11 protein-coding genes are annotated in these 14,526 nt (G+C 65.4%); 4 read left to right on the top strand and 7 right to left on the bottom strand.

Annotated elements, in window-relative coordinates; translation table 11 throughout:
* Positions 1-68: 68 nt before the first annotated feature.
* The 3 genes from ACP153_RS08395 to ACP153_RS08385 are packed head-to-tail and all read left to right on the top strand — an operon-like array spanning position 69 to position 4,837.
* The gene (locus tag ACP153_RS08395; RefSeq protein WP_424970527.1) at positions 69-1,745 is read left to right on the top strand and encodes a sulfatase-like hydrolase/transferase; all 1,677 of its coding nucleotides are present in this window, start codon (positions 69-71) and stop codon (positions 1,743-1,745) included.
* Positions 1,738-3,822 (top strand): TRAP transporter permease, encoded by a 2,085-nt coding sequence (locus ACP153_RS08390; protein WP_424970526.1) that lies wholly within the window; start codon positions 1,738-1,740, stop codon positions 3,820-3,822. Before ACP153_RS08395 ends, ACP153_RS08390 begins: the two co-directional genes overlap by 8 nt.
* A gap of 37 nt (positions 3,823-3,859) precedes the next feature.
* On the top strand, positions 3,860-4,837 hold the full coding sequence (locus tag ACP153_RS08385; RefSeq protein ID WP_424970525.1) for a TAXI family TRAP transporter solute-binding subunit: 978 nt from the start codon (positions 3,860-3,862) through the stop codon (positions 4,835-4,837).
* Between the two features lie 97 nt (positions 4,838-4,934).
* Here ACP153_RS08385 and ACP153_RS08380 read toward each other — a convergent pair whose 3' ends face one another.
* From ACP153_RS08380 to ACP153_RS08370, 3 genes are read right to left on the bottom strand one after another with little or no spacing between them, the layout of a single operon-like run.
* Positions 4,935-6,209: an alkyl sulfatase dimerization domain-containing protein gene (locus ACP153_RS08380; protein WP_424970524.1), complete on the bottom strand. Its 1,275-nt coding sequence runs from the start codon at positions 6,207-6,209 to the stop codon at positions 4,935-4,937.
* Positions 6,206-8,008, bottom strand: coding sequence for a SulP family inorganic anion transporter (locus tag ACP153_RS08375; protein ID WP_424970523.1), 1,803 nt, complete (start codon positions 8,006-8,008; stop codon positions 6,206-6,208). Before ACP153_RS08375 ends, ACP153_RS08380 begins: the two co-directional genes overlap by 4 nt.
* A 10-nt stretch (positions 8,009-8,018) precedes the next feature.
* Entirely contained in the window at positions 8,019-8,822 is an 804-nt protein-coding gene (locus ACP153_RS08370; protein WP_424970522.1) for a coniferyl-alcohol dehydrogenase, read from the bottom strand.
* A 174-nt stretch (positions 8,823-8,996) separates the two neighbouring features.
* Here ACP153_RS08370 and ACP153_RS08365 point away from each other — a divergent pair, with 174 nt between their 5' ends.
* Complete coding sequence (locus ACP153_RS08365; RefSeq protein ID WP_424970521.1) at positions 8,997-10,322, top strand: serine hydrolase domain-containing protein; 1,326 nt, start codon at positions 8,997-8,999, stop codon at positions 10,320-10,322.
* Positions 10,323-10,331: 9 nt separating this feature from the next.
* Here ACP153_RS08365 and ACP153_RS08360 read toward each other — a convergent pair whose 3' ends face one another.
* The 4 genes from ACP153_RS08360 to ACP153_RS08345 all read right to left on the bottom strand — a co-directional run bounded on the left by ACP153_RS08360 (position 10,332) and on the right by ACP153_RS08345 (position 14,463).
* Positions 10,332-10,775, bottom strand: coding sequence for an RbsD/FucU family protein (locus ACP153_RS08360; protein ID WP_424970520.1), 444 nt, complete (start codon positions 10,773-10,775; stop codon positions 10,332-10,334).
* Positions 10,776-10,845: 70 nt separating this feature from the next.
* Entirely contained in the window at positions 10,846-11,886 is a 1,041-nt protein-coding gene (locus ACP153_RS08355) for a substrate-binding domain-containing protein (RefSeq protein WP_424970519.1), read from the bottom strand.
* 25 nt (positions 11,887-11,911) lie between these two features.
* Positions 11,912-12,922, bottom strand: a complete 1,011-nt coding sequence (locus tag ACP153_RS08350; protein WP_424970518.1) for an ABC transporter permease — start codon at positions 12,920-12,922, stop codon at positions 11,912-11,914.
* Positions 12,919-14,463 carry a sugar ABC transporter ATP-binding protein gene (locus ACP153_RS08345; protein WP_424970517.1) on the bottom strand — a complete coding sequence of 515 codons (1,545 nt, stop codon included), beginning with the start codon at positions 14,461-14,463 and terminating at the stop codon, positions 12,919-12,921. The genes ACP153_RS08350 and ACP153_RS08345 overlap by 4 nt, the downstream gene beginning before the upstream one ends.
* Positions 14,464-14,526 lie beyond the last annotated feature (63 nt).

The following is a 14,526-nucleotide window of genomic DNA, read 5'->3' as shown; positions in this document are numbered from 1 at the left end:
GTTAGGCCCTGCGCGGCTAGCCTGCGAGAACGGCCCATGGGGAGACGGGCCAAGGGAGGGAGGCATCGATGAACATCCTGTTCATCATGTATGACCAGCTGCGCTTCGACTATCTGTCCTGCGCGGGGCATCCACATTTGCACACGCCCAATTTCGACCGCGTCGCGGCGATGGGGGTGCGGTTCACCCGCGCCTATTGCCAGTCGCCGGTCTGTGGGGCGAGCCGGATGAGCTTTTACACCGGGCGATATGCGTCCTCCCACGGGGCGCAGTGGAACGGCTATCCCCTGCGCGTGGGCGAGCACACCATGGGGGACCATCTGCGCAAGGCGGGGATGGCCACATGGCTGATCGGCAAGACCCATATGAAGGCCGATGCGGAGGGGATGGCGCGTCTTGGGCTGGCACCGGACAGCGTGATCGGCGCACGTCAGAGCGAGTGCGGCTTTGACGTCTGGGTCCGGGATGACGGGTTGTGGGGTGAAGGACCGGATGGGTTTTATGACGAGAAAAGATCGCCTTATAACGAATATCTCAAGTCCAGGGGCTATGAGGGGGCGAACCCATGGGCGGATTATGCGAATGCCGGTGTGGCGGCGGGCGAGAAGGCCTCGGGCTGGATGTTCGACAATGCCGACAAGCCCGCCAATATCCGCGAAGAGGATAGCGAGACGCCCTGGCTGACGGATCGGACCCTGGACTTCATTGATCAGGCGACCGGGCCCTGGTGTGCCCATGTCTCCTATATCAAACCCCATTGGCCCTATATCGTACCGGCCCCCTATCACGCGCTCTACGGGCAGAACCATGTGCCCGCTGCGACCCGCGCCGAAAGCGAGCGGGATGGGGCCCATCCGGTCTATGGCGCGTTCATGGGCAACAAGATCGCCCATGCCTTCCAGCAGGAGGAGGTCCGCCGCAAGGTCATCCCCGCCTATATGGGGCTGATCAAGCAATGCGATGATCAGCTGGGCCGGATCCTCGATCATCTGGAGGCACGAGGCAGTCTTTCGGAGACGATGATCGTTCTGACCTCGGATCACGGGGATTATCTCGGCGATCACTGGCTGGGGGAGAAGGACCTTTTCCACGACCCTTCGGTGAAGATCCCGATGATCGTCTATGATCCGCGCGCCGAGGCGGATGCGACCCGGGGTACGACCTGTGACGCGCTGGTAGAGGCCATAGACCTCGTGCCGACCTTCCTGGAGGTCGCGGGCGGTGCACCGGCGGGACACATCCTCGAAGGGCGCAGCCTGCTGCCATGGCTGCGCGGGGAGGACCCCGACTGGCGCGATGCGGTGATCAGCGAATACGACTATTCCGTCACGCCCATGCGCGATGTGCTGGGCATGTCGGATGCGGATGCGCGTCTCTTCATGGTCTTTGACGGCCGCTACAAGCTCATGCATGCGGAGGGCGGGTTCCGCCCCATGCTGTTCGATCTTGAGACCGATCCCGACGAGTTGGATGACCTGGCCCGCCGCGATGGGCACGCAGAGGTCATTGACCGGCTCTATGATCGGCTGGCGCAGTGGGGGCGGCGCATGGCGCAGCGGGTGACCCGCTCCGAGGCGGATATCGCGGCCATGCGCGGGCGGTCGGCCCGGCGCGGGATCCTGCCCTTCCTCAAGGATGGCAGCGAAGTGCCCGCCGCGCTGACGGAGAAGTATCGCGGGCCCGTGGGACAGGTCTATGTGCCCGACACCCCGGCCCGCGAGACGGGATCCGAACGCGATGTCTGAGCGGGCCGACCTGCAGACGCGTCTGGCGGATCTCCTCTGCGTTGTCTTCACGCTGGTGATCCTGCTCTACGCGGCGGGCGGGCCGATCAATGACGCGGTCCGCTGGATCATCGAGAGCACGGCGGCCGATTTCGAGGACCTGTCCCGTCGCGAACAGCGGCTCTTGATGCGCGAGCACTGGCTGGGAGCGTCCTGGCGCGCGGTGGAGCGCGCGATGCTGCAGCCCACGGGGCTGATCCTCGGCTTGCCCATCGCCTTTGGCCTCGTGATCTCGGCGCTGACCCTGCATCGGGCACCAAACCTGCGCTGGGCGAACTGGGCGCTGGCGCTTGCGGCGGGTGGAACGTTGATCTTCTGGATCCTCGGGATCTTTGCCACGGATGCAGGGCTCTTGCCCTCCGCTGATCCGATTGATTTCGTGGTGTTTCCCCTGGCGGCGTTTGTCACGCTCTATCTCACATGGCGGATGTTCGGCGGGTTCATCGCGGGGTTTTGCCTCTTCTGGGTGATCTATCTCTTCGTGCGGGGGGATCTGCCGAGTTGGACCGGGATCCTCCTGGGCTCGGATGCGACCTTCGAGCAGAACCTGCGCGCCATGGTGCAGAATTTCTGGGCCCAGACCGGGGGCATGTTTGGCCAGCCGATCCAGGTCGTGGCGGGCAATGTGCTGATCTTCATCGTCTTTGGTGCCGTGCTCATGGGCTCCGGGGCAGGGGATCTTCTGATGAAGCTCGCCAATCGGCTGACCGGGCGCTTCACGGGCGGGGCCGCCCATGCCTCGGTGGCGAGCTCTGCGCTTTTTGGGACCCTCTCCGGGGCGGCGATTTCCAATGTGGTGTCCACCGGGGTGATGACCATCCCGGTGATCAAGAAGGCCGGGTTCCGGCCCGCCTTTGCCGGCGCCGTGGAGGCTGCGGCCTCCACCGGCGGGCAGGTCATGCCGCCGGTCATGGGGGTGGTCGCTTTCTTCGTCGCGGGGCAGATCGGGCTGGAGTACCGCTACATCGTCGTCGCGGCGATCCTGCCTGCGCTGTTTTACTATCTCGGCACGTTCATGGCGGTCTATTTCGAGGCGCGCCGGGCGGGGATCGGGGCCTTGCCCGCAGAGCAACGCCCGCCCCTGAACCGGGCCGAGTACCGGCAATGCCTCGTGTTCATCATCCCGCTCGGGGTGCTTTCGACCTTTCTGTTCATTCAACCCTCGGTTCCCAAGGCGGGGTTCTACGGCTTTCTCGCGGCCTTCGGGTCGGCCTTCGTGCTCTTTCCCGAGTTTCGCAACCGCTCCCGGATCTGGCGGGCCTTTGTAGAGGCCGGACGCATGTCGGCCTCCATCGTGGTGATCGTGGCGGCGATCGGGTTGATCGTGGGGCTGATCCAGATCTCTGGCTTTGCCGGGCGGCTCTCGCTCCTCTTGGCGCAACTGGCGGATGGTCCGCTCTGGATCGTGCTGGCGGTTGTGGCGCTGGGCTCCATCGTGCTGGGGATGGGGCTGCCACCCGGGGCGACTTATTTCATCATCGTCATCGCGCTGAGCTCGGGCATCGAGGCCGTGGGCATTCCGGAGCTGACCCTGCATCTCTTCGTGGTGTTCTTTGCCGTGATGTCGACGGTGACCCCGCCCGTGGCGCTGGCAGCCTTTGCGGCGGCCCCCATTGCGGGGGCGGATCCGATCCGTACGGGGTTTGCCGCGGCACGGATCGGGCTTGCGGGGTTCCTTATCCCCTTCGTCTTCGCCTACCACCCGGCGGTGCTCTACAAGCTGCAGGCGGTCTTTGCGCTCTTTGGGGCTGAGGTGTCGAACTCGGCCGCGATGATCCATCCGGATGAGATCTCCTGGCTGGCCTTTGGCTGGATCATCCTTGCTTTCACCCTTGCGCTCTGGCTGTTGTCCTCGGCCCTGGCGGGGCAGGACGCGGCACCGCTCTCGCCGGTGCAGCGCGGGTTGCGCGGGTTGGCGGGGCTTCTGGTGCTGGTGCCCCAGACTTTTGTTGCGGGGCCCGCCCTGATCCTCGGGATCGCGCTTCTGGCGCTGAACCGGATCGGGCGACCGCGCTCGGACAATTCACCGGCAGTTTGAGCGCTGCCTGACAACGGGACGAATGGGAGGAGACCGAATGAAACATCTTATGACGGGAGCCGCGCTTCTGGCGCTGGTCTCGGCCGGGCCGGTCAACGCGCAGGACACCCTGCGCATGGCCACCATCGCGCCGAGCCTTGGCCAGGCGATCACCATGGCGACCTTCGCCAATATCGTGAATGACAATCTCGACGATGTCAGCATCGAGGTTGCGGGCGGCGGGGCCGCGACCCTGCACCAGCTTGAGGTCGGGCGTGGCAATCTCGAGATGGCGATGACCTCGCCGGTGATCTACAACTTGATGGCTGCGGGCACGCGCATGTATGCCAAGCAGGAGGACGCGGCCCAGGCGGCTGAGAATGTGCGGCTTCTGATGTGGTTCCCGTACGGCCAGTATCATTTCGCCGTGCGGGGCGAGAGCGACATAGAACTGCTCGACGATATCGAAGGCGCGACGGTGTTTCTCGGCCCCCAGGGGGGCGGCGCCTTCAACGCAGCGCGGGGTTGGATCCAGGCCACCACGGGGCTCGTTGTGGGCGAGGATTATGACGCGATCACCGCCAATTGGCAGACCGGGTTTCAGGCCTTTCTCGATGGCACCATCGACATGTATGTGAATGGCTGTCTCGATCCCTGCCAGCAATTCCTGCAATTTACCGAGACGGAGACCCTGCGCTTCATCGGGCCGGAAAGCCACACGCATGAGGAGGTGGATACCTATCTCGGCGCCTGGCGCTACCGGGCCGAAGTGCCTGCTGGCATGTATGAGGGGCAGCTCAACGATGCGGCGGTGATGTCCTTTGACACTTCGGTCGGGATCGCCGTGCGCGCAGATCTGGACGAAGAGCTGATTTACCAGGTCACCAAGGCATTCTGGGACAATCTGGATCAGGTCACGTCCGATGCGCCTTGGGCGGCGGCGCTCGATGTGGGCTTTGCGGCCCAGCAGCGTGGCAAGATGCAGCTGCATCCGGGTGCTGCGCGCTACTACCGCGAAGCCGGGGTGTTGAACTAGGCCCCGAAACCGCGTCCGCGGCCCTGCACTTCAGGGCGTGGACCACCACCACGGGAGCGAGGGGCCCATGTCCGGTCGAAGTCCTGCTTCGGCCGGGCTAGGCCTTCTCCGCCTGTTTCGCACAATGCAGAAGGTAGTTCCGCGCGCAGGCATTCTCCTGCTGGCGGGCGAGGGCGCGCAGGGCCGCAATCCGCGTGGCGCCCGCCTGTGCCTCCGGCAGATCAAGCCGCAGAACTGCAGCGCAGAGCTTCAGGGTCCAGATCAGATCGCCCGCCTCAAAGGCCCGTGTCGCCGCCGCGTCGAGGGCGCTGGGCCCCCCGGCCAGTGCGGCCAGACGGTCGGCTTCTTCCGCCGGGGGGAGGGAGAACAGCGTCGCGGGATCCCCGTCAAACCACCCCAATGTCCCCGCGAAATAGGCGCGCACGGCCCAGGCCACCGTGCCGTAGTATTCTTGCAGATAGGGCTTTGCGCGGAGCGGCTCGGGCAGGGCGACCGTCTGGACCAACGCATCCGGGGTCAGCCCGGCATTCATCCCCGCGGCGGTCTGCTCGATCACGCTGCGGATCGCGGCCTCGTAATCGGCCAGCGCGGTCTGGATCTCCGCCGCGCCGAGGATCGGGCGCGTGTGCCCCGGAGCCAGCACGGTCGGTTTCAGGGCGGCGAGCTTGGCCAGACTGTCGGCCCATGTGGTGAAGTCGCGATAAGGCGTGCCGCGGATCGCATAGAGGTTGGGAAAGCTGGCGTAAAAGTTGTCGCCGGAGAAGAGCAAACCCTTGGCGGGCAGCTCCACCGCGATCGTGTCGGCGCATTCGCCCGGCGCGAAATGGAAGCGCAGGCGCGTTCCGCAGCGATCCAGCACCTGCCCATCCTCGGTCACCGCGCGCGTCGGCGGCAAAAAGCCCTGACCCATGCCCTTCATGGGACGATCCCCGGGGCCGAGACCGAGATTGATCCGCTCGGTCCCGGCTTCAAGCCCGATCCCGAACTGCCGGGCCGTGCGCTGCAGCAGGATCTTGTTCGGGCCGGGCCGCGTCTCGGCGCCAACAAGATCGCTCTCGAATTCGGGATGGGCGATGATCTCGACCTCTGCACCTTCGGCAAAGACCGTGGCGCCCGAGATATGGTCGCGGTGGGAATGGGTGTAGATGATCGTGCGGACCGGCTTGTCGGTGATCTCGCGAAAACCGGCGAGGATCTGCTCGGCGGCGGCGGTGCTTTCGGTGGTATCCACGATGATCAGCCCATCCGTGCCGATGATCAGCCCCACATTCGAGGCCGCATAGCCCACGGCCAGATAGACATCCGGGGCCAGTGGATAGATCCGCTTTTCGAATTCCACATCATGGGCACGCAGCTTGTCCTCGGGGGTCACGATATCCTCCTGTCTTGGCCCATGCGCGGGGCCAGAGCCGCCTCGTTGGCCGCATTCGGCAGATCCGCGCATTCGGTGAAGATCCGCCGGGTGCAGCTTCGGCAGATCCCGAGATCCAGCTCGGCCATGGTCGCGGCCAGCGCGTCCCCCTTGGAGATATGCAGGTGATCCTCGCCGATCTCGTCGATCACATGGAAGCGGCGCAGGCATTCCAGAAGCGGCGGAAAGAGCGCCACGATGTGGAATTGCCCGCCCGCCGCGCGCACCTCGCGGATCGCCTGGATCAGGAAATCCGCCCCTGAGAGGTCAATCTTGCCGACCCCCTTGAGGTAGAAGATCACGCGCGTCTGGCCGGGGCGCGCGGCGCGCATCCGCTCCCATTCCGCCTCCACATGCTCGACGGACCCGAAATAGAGCGGCCCGTCCAGGCGCACGGTCACGACCTGCGGGCATTCCGGGATGTGGTGCAGGTCGGCATTGCGGAACTTGCGGCGCCCGCTTGCGGTTTCCACCGGGGCCGAGACCCGGAGCGAGGGATGCGCGCTGTCATAGATGAAGACCGAGAAAGAGGCGATCACGCCGATATAGATCGCGAAGTCGAGCTCGATCAGCAGGCCGGAGCCGAGGGTCGCCACGAGGATCAGCGTCTCGGGCCTGCTGGTGGTGAGGATATGGCGCAGCTCCGCCCGATCGATGAGCCGCCAGGCCACATAGAGGATCAGCCCCGCAATCGCCGGCATGGGGATCACCGAAATCCACGGCCCGAAAAGGAGCAGGATCACCGCGAGGGTCACGCTGGCCAGAATGGCCGAAAGCGGCGTGCGCGCCCCGGCTTCGGCATTCACCCCGGAGCGGGTGAAGCTGCCGGAGCCCGCATAGCATTGAAAAAACCCGCCCACCGTATTCGACAACCCTTGTCCAACCATCTCCTGGTTCGGGGCGAAACGCTCCTGTCGACGGACGGCGAAACTGCGCCCGATCGAGATCGCTTCGAGCAGGCCCACCAGCGCGATCGCCGCCGCACTGGGGGCGAGTAGCACCACATCATCGAAGCTGAGGCCCGGGGGCGCAAAGCTCGGCAGGGCGGATCCGATCGGAGGCAGCATGGCAACGCCATGGGCCTCGGCACCCAGAAGGGCAGCCAGCGCACTGCCCGCCATCAGCGCGATGAGGAACCCCGGCGCCCTTGGCGCGCGCCATTGGACCAGCGCCACCGAGGCGAGGGTCACGCCGGCAATGGCCAGCGCTGTAGCATTGGTGGCGCCGAGCTCGGATGCGAGACGGATGACCCGCTCCACCACATTGCCGCCACGCTCGACCGTGATGCCAAGGGCGGCCGGCAGCTGACTGAGCGCGATCAGAATGGCCGCTGCCGCTGTGAAGGCCACGATCACCGAGTGGGAGACAAAGCTCACCAGCCCGCCCAGCCGCGCAAGACCGGCGCCGATCTGAAACAGCCCGACCAGTACCGTCAGCAGCAGCGCGAGCTCGATGAAACGCGCGGAGCCCGGCTCGGTAAATTCCGACAGCGAGGCGAAGACAAGCGCCGAGATCGCCGTGGTCGGCCCAGAGACCATGACCATGGACGAGCCCCAAAGTGCCGCGATGATCGGCACCAGCATGGCCGTATAGAGCCCATATTCCGGGGGCAGCCCGGCGATGATCGCAAAGGCCACGCCCTGGGGCAGGACAATCGCGGCATTTGTGAGCCCGGCCACTGCATCGGAGCGCAGGGAGCTGGCATCCATGCGCGACAGCCAGCGCGCGGCGGGAAAGAGACGCGGAGGGATCTGGGACATGGCGCGCGGGTCAGACCGGGGCAGGGGTGGCGCAGAGGGCGCCAAGCCCGAGCCGATCGGCCATGTTGAACCCGCCCATCCCGCCATCCACGGCCAGATCGATGCCCTTGATCCAGGCGCTCTCTTCCGAGAGCAGGAAAGCCGCGACTTGCGCGATCTCGGCCGGGGTGCCCGCCCGCCCGGCACGCGCCACATTGCGGGTCATCTTGTCGCCAAAGGCCCGGGCGAAATCGTCGAGGATCCCCGTGGCCACGGCACCCGGGCTGACCGAGTTGATCCGCACGCCGCGCCCGATCATCTCGTCCGTAAGGGCGGCGGTCCAGAGGATCACCGCTTCCTTCGAGAGGTTATAGGCTCGGGTCGGGTCCAGTCCTTCGCTGTCCACGAAGGCCTCCAGCGCCGCGCGGTCCCGCACGGCGCCGAGTCGCAGCACCTGCTCGAGGTTCTCAGCCCATTTCGCCCCGGCCCGGGAGGCGATATTGACGACGGACGCCCCGGCACGCAGATGCGGGACCAGCCCTTCGGAGAGGCGGCGCGTGCCAATGAAATTGACCTGCAGCACCTGAGCTGCCATGCCGTCCCGCGGCGGCAGGCCCGCATTGTTGCACAGACCATCCAGCGGGCCATCCAGCGCTGCGATGGCCGCGTCAATGGAACCCGGGTCGTTCAGGTCCAGCGGGATGAATTGGGCGATGTTTTCGGTGGTCGGGCGGATGTCGAACCCGACGACCGTGTCCCCTCGGGCCGTCAGGCGCGCGGCAAGCTCGGCCCCGATCCCGCTGGCCACGCCTGTCACGGCAATTCTGCGTCTCATGCTTGCCTCCCCTCAACCCTGACCGGGTCACCATAGGCCCATGAATCGATAACGGACAGGTGGAGAATGCCGAGGGCCATAATCCGATGTTATGACCCTAAAGGCAGCGCGGGCGCGACACGACGCGGATGCGCTCTAGCTTCTGGAAGCAACAGGGATCTGAGGGAGCCGGTCATGCGATCTGTCATTCTGGCCACGGCCATGGGCCTCACAGTGCTCGGTAGCGCAGCACGGGCGGATTTGCCCGCCGGGACGCTCTCGGCGGCGGAGTCCGATCCGCGCGCGATGGGCTGGATGCAGGGCTTTCCACCGCCCCCGGAGAAGCAGATCACCCAGCCGGATTCGGTGTATTTCAGCTTCCCGCGTCTGCGCTGGTCGGTCTGCCATCTGCGGGAGTTTCTGCCCACTGAAGAGATCAGCCGGGGCCTAGGCGCGCCGCGCCCCTTGCCGGTGCTGGCGCCCGAGGCCCTGAGCGCCAGCATGGCGGAGATCGACGTGCTCAGCTTCCGGCCCATGGGCGATGATGGGCCGATGAGCTTCGATGCGGCCTTTGACATGATTTACACCGACGGCCTTTTGATCCTGCACCGGGGCGAGATCGTCTATGAGCGCTACGCGGGCTGTCTGGCCGAGGATGGCAAACACGCGATCATGTCCATGACCAAGTCGATCACCGGGCTTTTGGGCGAGATCCTCGTGGCCGAGGGCGTTTTGGACGACACCGCCCTTGTGCGCGACATCATCCCCGAGATTGGCGAGAGCGCTTTTGCCTCCGCCACGGTCCGACAGGTCATGGATATGACCACAGGCGTGGCCTATTCCGAGGATTACGCGGATCCGCAGGCCGATATCTGGCTCTACTCCGCGGCGGCCAGCCCCTTGCCGAAACCGGCGGATTACACCGGGCCCAACGGCTATTGGGCGTATCTGCAACAGGTCGCGCCCGAGGGCATCCATGGCGATGCGTTCCACTACAAGACCATCAATTCCGACATGCTGGGCTGGCTGATCAGCCGGGTGACCGGAAAAGCCGTGACGCAGCTTGCCTCCGAGCGGCTCTGGCGCCCCATGGGGGCGGAGCAGGACGCCTATCAGACCGTGGATGGGCTGGGCGTGCCCTTTGCGGGTGGGGGAGTGACGGCGGGGCTGCGGGACCTCGGGCGGCTGGGGCAGTTGATGCTCGACCAGGGACGCGTGGGGGAGGCGCAGCTCTTCCCGCCCCAGGTGGTCGAGGCCATCGCCGCCGGAGGGGATCGGTCAAAGTTCAGCGGGTTCCCGACGCTTGAGGGCGGCAGCTATACGAGCCAGTGGTGGGTGTTCCACAATGACCATGGGGCCTACGCGGCGCGGGGTGTCCATGGGCAGACGATCTATGTGGACCCGACGGCGCAGATGGTGCTGGTGCGGCTGGCCTCCTATCCCCTGGCCCAGAACGGGTTCATCGACCCGACCTCGCTGCCCGCCTACCAAGCGGTGGCCGAGCATCTCATGGCGCGCTAGGGCGCAGGCTCAGAAGATCACGCCCTTGCGCAGGATGAAGCAGCCAAAGGGCCGATCCTCGCTGCATTGTACCACGGCGAAGCTGCCGCCCGCGCGCTGGTAGAACGCCTGTCGCTCGATGCTCTCGAGAATGCCGCCCTCGGGCAGGCGCGGGCGCAACAGGTCCCAGACCGCCTTATGGGCCTCGGAGAGCGTGTCGGGCTGATCGTCGATCTGCATCCGCAGGGCGGAGTGGCTGTGGAAATTGTCGAGCGGCATGAGCTGCGTGATCAGATCCGCCACCTCCAGCGCGTCATGGCCCGGATACTGGATGACATCGGGCTCGATACAGCCCGCCGCGGACCATGTGGCGGGATAATTGCGGTCGGCGATCACGATCTCATCCCCATGGCCCATGCGGGCGAGGGTCGAGATCAGCTCGGGCGTGGTGCGGGGGTCAATTCCGATCAGCATGGCGCACTCCGGTCAAAGGGTCAGGCCCGGTCCCGCGCGGCGCGGATCCGGGCCGAAGGTCAGGGGAGGATCAACGGGCGGGCAGGGGCATCCAGTCTGCCATGGCCACATCCGCATGCTGGAACTGGGGCATCTTTGCGCCGAGATCCTCCATGTTGCGGATATTCTCGTCGTTCAGGAAGCTTTGGGTGATCAGGGTCGGCGGCACGATGACAGACGCGCCCGGATCCTCACCGGCGAGCATCAACGCCAGCGCCCGAACCGAGACCTCGCCCACAACGGCAGGGTTGGTGGCGACAGTGGCCTTCCATGCACTGCCCGGCTCCCGCATCAGCGCGATGTCGGCGGTCGAGATATCGGCGGAGTAGATGCTCATATCGCTGCTCATCCCAAGCTCATCCGTGGCGATCTTCACCCCCTTGGCGAACTCGTTATAGGGCGCGAAAAAGACCGAGATCTTGGGATTGGCCTGCAGGGCCGCGCGGGCCTGATTGGCGTTGGAATTGGCAATCGGGTTGTCGAGCGTGCCGATCCGCGCGGTCTCGGAGATGCCGAGATTGGCGGCTTTCACCTCTTCCCAGGCCACATGGCGACGATCGAGCGGCGCGATCCCGGGCACATAGACATAGCCCGCATCAAATGTATCGCCGTTATCGGAAATGGCCTGCTCCAGGGCGAGCTTGCCCAACAGGTAATCGGACTGCTCGATCTGCGGGATGGCCGGGTTTTCCACGTTCACATCGAAGGCCACGACCTTGATGCCCGCATCCACGGCCCGCTGGGCGGCCTCGCGCATGGATTCCGTCAGCCCGTGCTGGATCACGATCCCGTCCACGCCGAGCGCGATGGCCTGATCGACCATATCCGCTTGGAGGGCCGCATCCTGACGGCTGTCAAAGACCCGCAGGTTCACGCCGAGGGCGGCGGATTGCTTCTCTACTCCCGAGAGATAGGCCTGAAAGAAATCGCCCGTGGACAGGTAGCGCACGAGCGCAATGGTGACGTCCCCGGGATTGTCGAGCGGGGCAGGCGCGGTCTGCGCCGTGGCAGCGCCCGCGCCGAGGGCGAGGCTCGCCGCACCCGTCAGGGCCATGAAGTGACGTCTCAGCATGTTAAATCCTCCCGATCGCTGATGGTCAGTGTCCTGCTCCGCTACGGCGCGAAGACAGGTAGAATGTGAAGACAAGCGCTGCGACCAGCACTGCGCCTTTCACGAAATCCTGTGTGTAATAGGGCGCGTTCATCATGGTCATGCCTTGCAAAAGGATCCCCACAAAGAGCGCGCCGATGGCCGTGCCAAAGGCGTTGGGCCGGGCCGCGCCCAGCACCGCAAAACCGATCAGGGCGGCGGCCACGCTGTCCAGAAGCAGGTTGTTGCCGCTCGCGATGTCTCCGCGTCCGAGCCGGGCTGCGAGCAGGATGCCCCCAATGGAGGCCGTGACGCCCGAGATCATGTAGGCCGCGATCTTGTAGCGGTTGACCGGCGCGCCCACGAGCCCGGCGGCGCGTTCGTTGGAGCCGATTGCGTACATCAGCCGCCCATGTCGGGTGAAGCCGAGAAAGAGCCAGATCAGAACCGCGATCCCGAGAAAGACGACCACGGGCATGGGCAGGAGCCGGTCGATGAAGAGGTCAAACCGGTGCCGCCCGAGCCAGAGAAACGCCGCCGAGAAGGTGCCCTCGGCGAATTTGCCGTCCCCAAGGCTCATGCCCGTGGCGATGGAATTGCCCTGGGTCGGGATCCGCTGCAGCCCGATCAGGAGGAACATCATCCCCAAAGTGGCCAGCAGGTCCGGCACCCGGAATTTCACGATCAACAGCCCGTTGATCAGTCCCACCAACGCCCCCATCCCGAGGCAGAGCGCCACGGCGACAAGGGTTGGATGCTCCAGGATCACCATGGAATAGGCCGAGAGCATCAGGGCCGAAGTCGCCACCGCGCCGATGGACAGATCGAACCCGCCCACCACCAGCGTGCAGGTCACCCCAAGTGCCAGGATCCCCGTGATCGCCACGGATTGCAGCACGAAAGCCGCCGAAAGCGGGCCGAAAAACCCCGGCGCCGCGACGCTGAAATAGACGATCAGCCCCACGAGCAGAATGAGAAAGCCATACCGGATGGCGAAATCGAGAAGTCGGTCGGTCATGGAGCAGAGCCTGATTGAGGGGCGGCGGCCCCCGAGATGTTCGAGACGAGGGCGGCGAGGTCGATATCCTGATTGCGATGCTCGCCGACGATCTCGCTTTCATGGAGGACGACGATCCGGTCGGCGATCTCCAGCGCCTCGTCGATCTCGGCAAGAAAGACGAGCGTGGCACGGCCCTGGGCCGTGGCGCGGATATGGCGGCCGATATCCCGGCGCGCGCCGATATCCACACCTTGGAACGGCTCATCGAGTAGGAGCACGCGCGCGGGCTGCAAGAGCCAGCGGGCGATCATCACCTTCTGTTGGTTGCCGCCCGAGAGCGTGCCGATCCCGTCGCTCACCGATTGGCAGACGATGCCCAGCTGATCGACCATGCTGTCGGCCCGGGCGCGCTGGCGCTTTGCGCTGAGAAAAGACGCGGCGCTGAGGCTGCGCAGGAAGGGCAGGGTCATGTTGTCGGCGATGTCGAAATCCGGGATCACCGCATTGGCGCCGCGATCCTTGGGGGACATGAAGACCCCCTCCGCAATGGCATCGGGGACCGAGCTCGGGCGATAGGGGCTGCCCGCGATCTCCATCTCGCCACGTGCCGGGGGGCTGATACCGAAGAGGATCTCGGCAAGCTTGCTCTTGCCGCTGCCGAGCAGGCCGACAAGCGCCACGACCTCGCCATCGCGAGCCTCCAGCTCGATCGGGGCCGCGCCGGGGGCCAGTTGCAGCCTGCGCAGCTGCAGGATCGGGGCGGTGCCGGGGGCGACCTCCACATCCACCTCGGTCATCCGGTGGCCGAGCATGGCCGTGACAGCGGCCTCGTAATCCAGTGGCGCGGTCTCGAAACTGCCGGAGATCGCGCCGTCGCGCATGACGATGATCCGGTCCGCGAGGCGGCGAATATCGGACATCCGGTGCGAGATATAGAGGATCGCGACCCCTTGATCCCGCAGCCGGTCGATCAGGGCAAAGAGCCGGTCCGCCTCGGTCGCCGAGAGGGATGAAGTCGGCTCATCCAGGATCAGCACCTTGGGCGCCCGCGCCATGGCGCGGGCAATGGCGATCATCTGGCGATCCGCGACAGAGAGGTCCGAGACCCGCGCGCGCAGATTGACCTCGATCCCCATGGCAGAGGCGACCTTCGCGGCCTCCTCCCGCAAACGTTTCTCGCGTACGAACAACCCATGCCCCCGCTCCACCAGCCGGTCGAGCATCAGGTTGTTGGCCACGTCCAGATCTGGGATCACACCGTCATCGATGGATTGGTGCACGGTCACCACGCCCTGGGTGATCGCATCCGCCGCATCCGTGGGGGCAAAGGGCGCCCCGGCGAGCGTCATGGTCCCGCCATCCGCCGCGTGGTGGCCGCAGATGATCTTCACCAGCGTCGACTTGCCCGCGCCATTCGCCCCCATAAGCACGGTCACCGAGCCTGTCCGCAAGGACAGGTCGATCCCCCGGATCACATGGTTCTTGCCGAATGATTTCTGCAAGCCGATCACGTTGAGCGCGTCACCCGCCACCGTCTCCTCCCCCTTGGTGTCGGTCACGGTAGGCGCGGAGAAATACATTTGTCAAACGAATTGACATAAGTATAAATTGAAAGCTACGCA

The organism is Dinoroseobacter sp. S76, assembly GCF_049801095.1.
Classification (GTDB): Bacteria; Pseudomonadota; Alphaproteobacteria; order Rhodobacterales; family Rhodobacteraceae; genus Dinoroseobacter.
Note: the sequence above shows the minus strand (reverse complement) of the source record. Positions and strands in the feature narration are given on the sequence as shown.

Bases quoted from the DNA above. Each gene is read 5' to 3' on its own strand.
- ACP153_RS08395 (WP_424970527.1), top strand. From the start codon at position 69: ATGAACATCCTGTTCATCATGTATGACCAGCTGCGCTTCGACTATCTG.
- ACP153_RS08390 (WP_424970526.1), top strand. From the start codon at position 1,738: ATGTCTGAGCGGGCCGACCTGCAGACGCGTCTGGCGGATCTCCTCTGC.
- ACP153_RS08385 (WP_424970525.1), top strand. From the start codon at position 3,860: ATGAAACATCTTATGACGGGAGCCGCGCTTCTGGCGCTGGTCTCGGCC.
- ACP153_RS08375 (WP_424970523.1), bottom strand. From the start codon at position 8,008: ATGTCCCAGATCCCTCCGCGTCTCTTTCCCGCCGCGCGCTGGCTGTCG.
- ACP153_RS08370 (WP_424970522.1), bottom strand. From the start codon at position 8,822: ATGAGACGCAGAATTGCCGTGACAGGCGTGGCCAGCGGGATCGGGGCC.
- ACP153_RS08365 (WP_424970521.1), top strand. From the start codon at position 8,997: ATGCGATCTGTCATTCTGGCCACGGCCATGGGCCTCACAGTGCTCGGT.
- ACP153_RS08360 (WP_424970520.1), bottom strand. From the start codon at position 10,775: ATGCTGATCGGAATTGACCCCCGCACCACGCCCGAGCTGATCTCGACC.
- ACP153_RS08355 (WP_424970519.1), bottom strand. From the start codon at position 11,886: ATGCTGAGACGTCACTTCATGGCCCTGACGGGTGCGGCGAGCCTCGCC.
- ACP153_RS08350 (WP_424970518.1), bottom strand. From the start codon at position 12,922: ATGACCGACCGACTTCTCGATTTCGCCATCCGGTATGGCTTTCTCATT.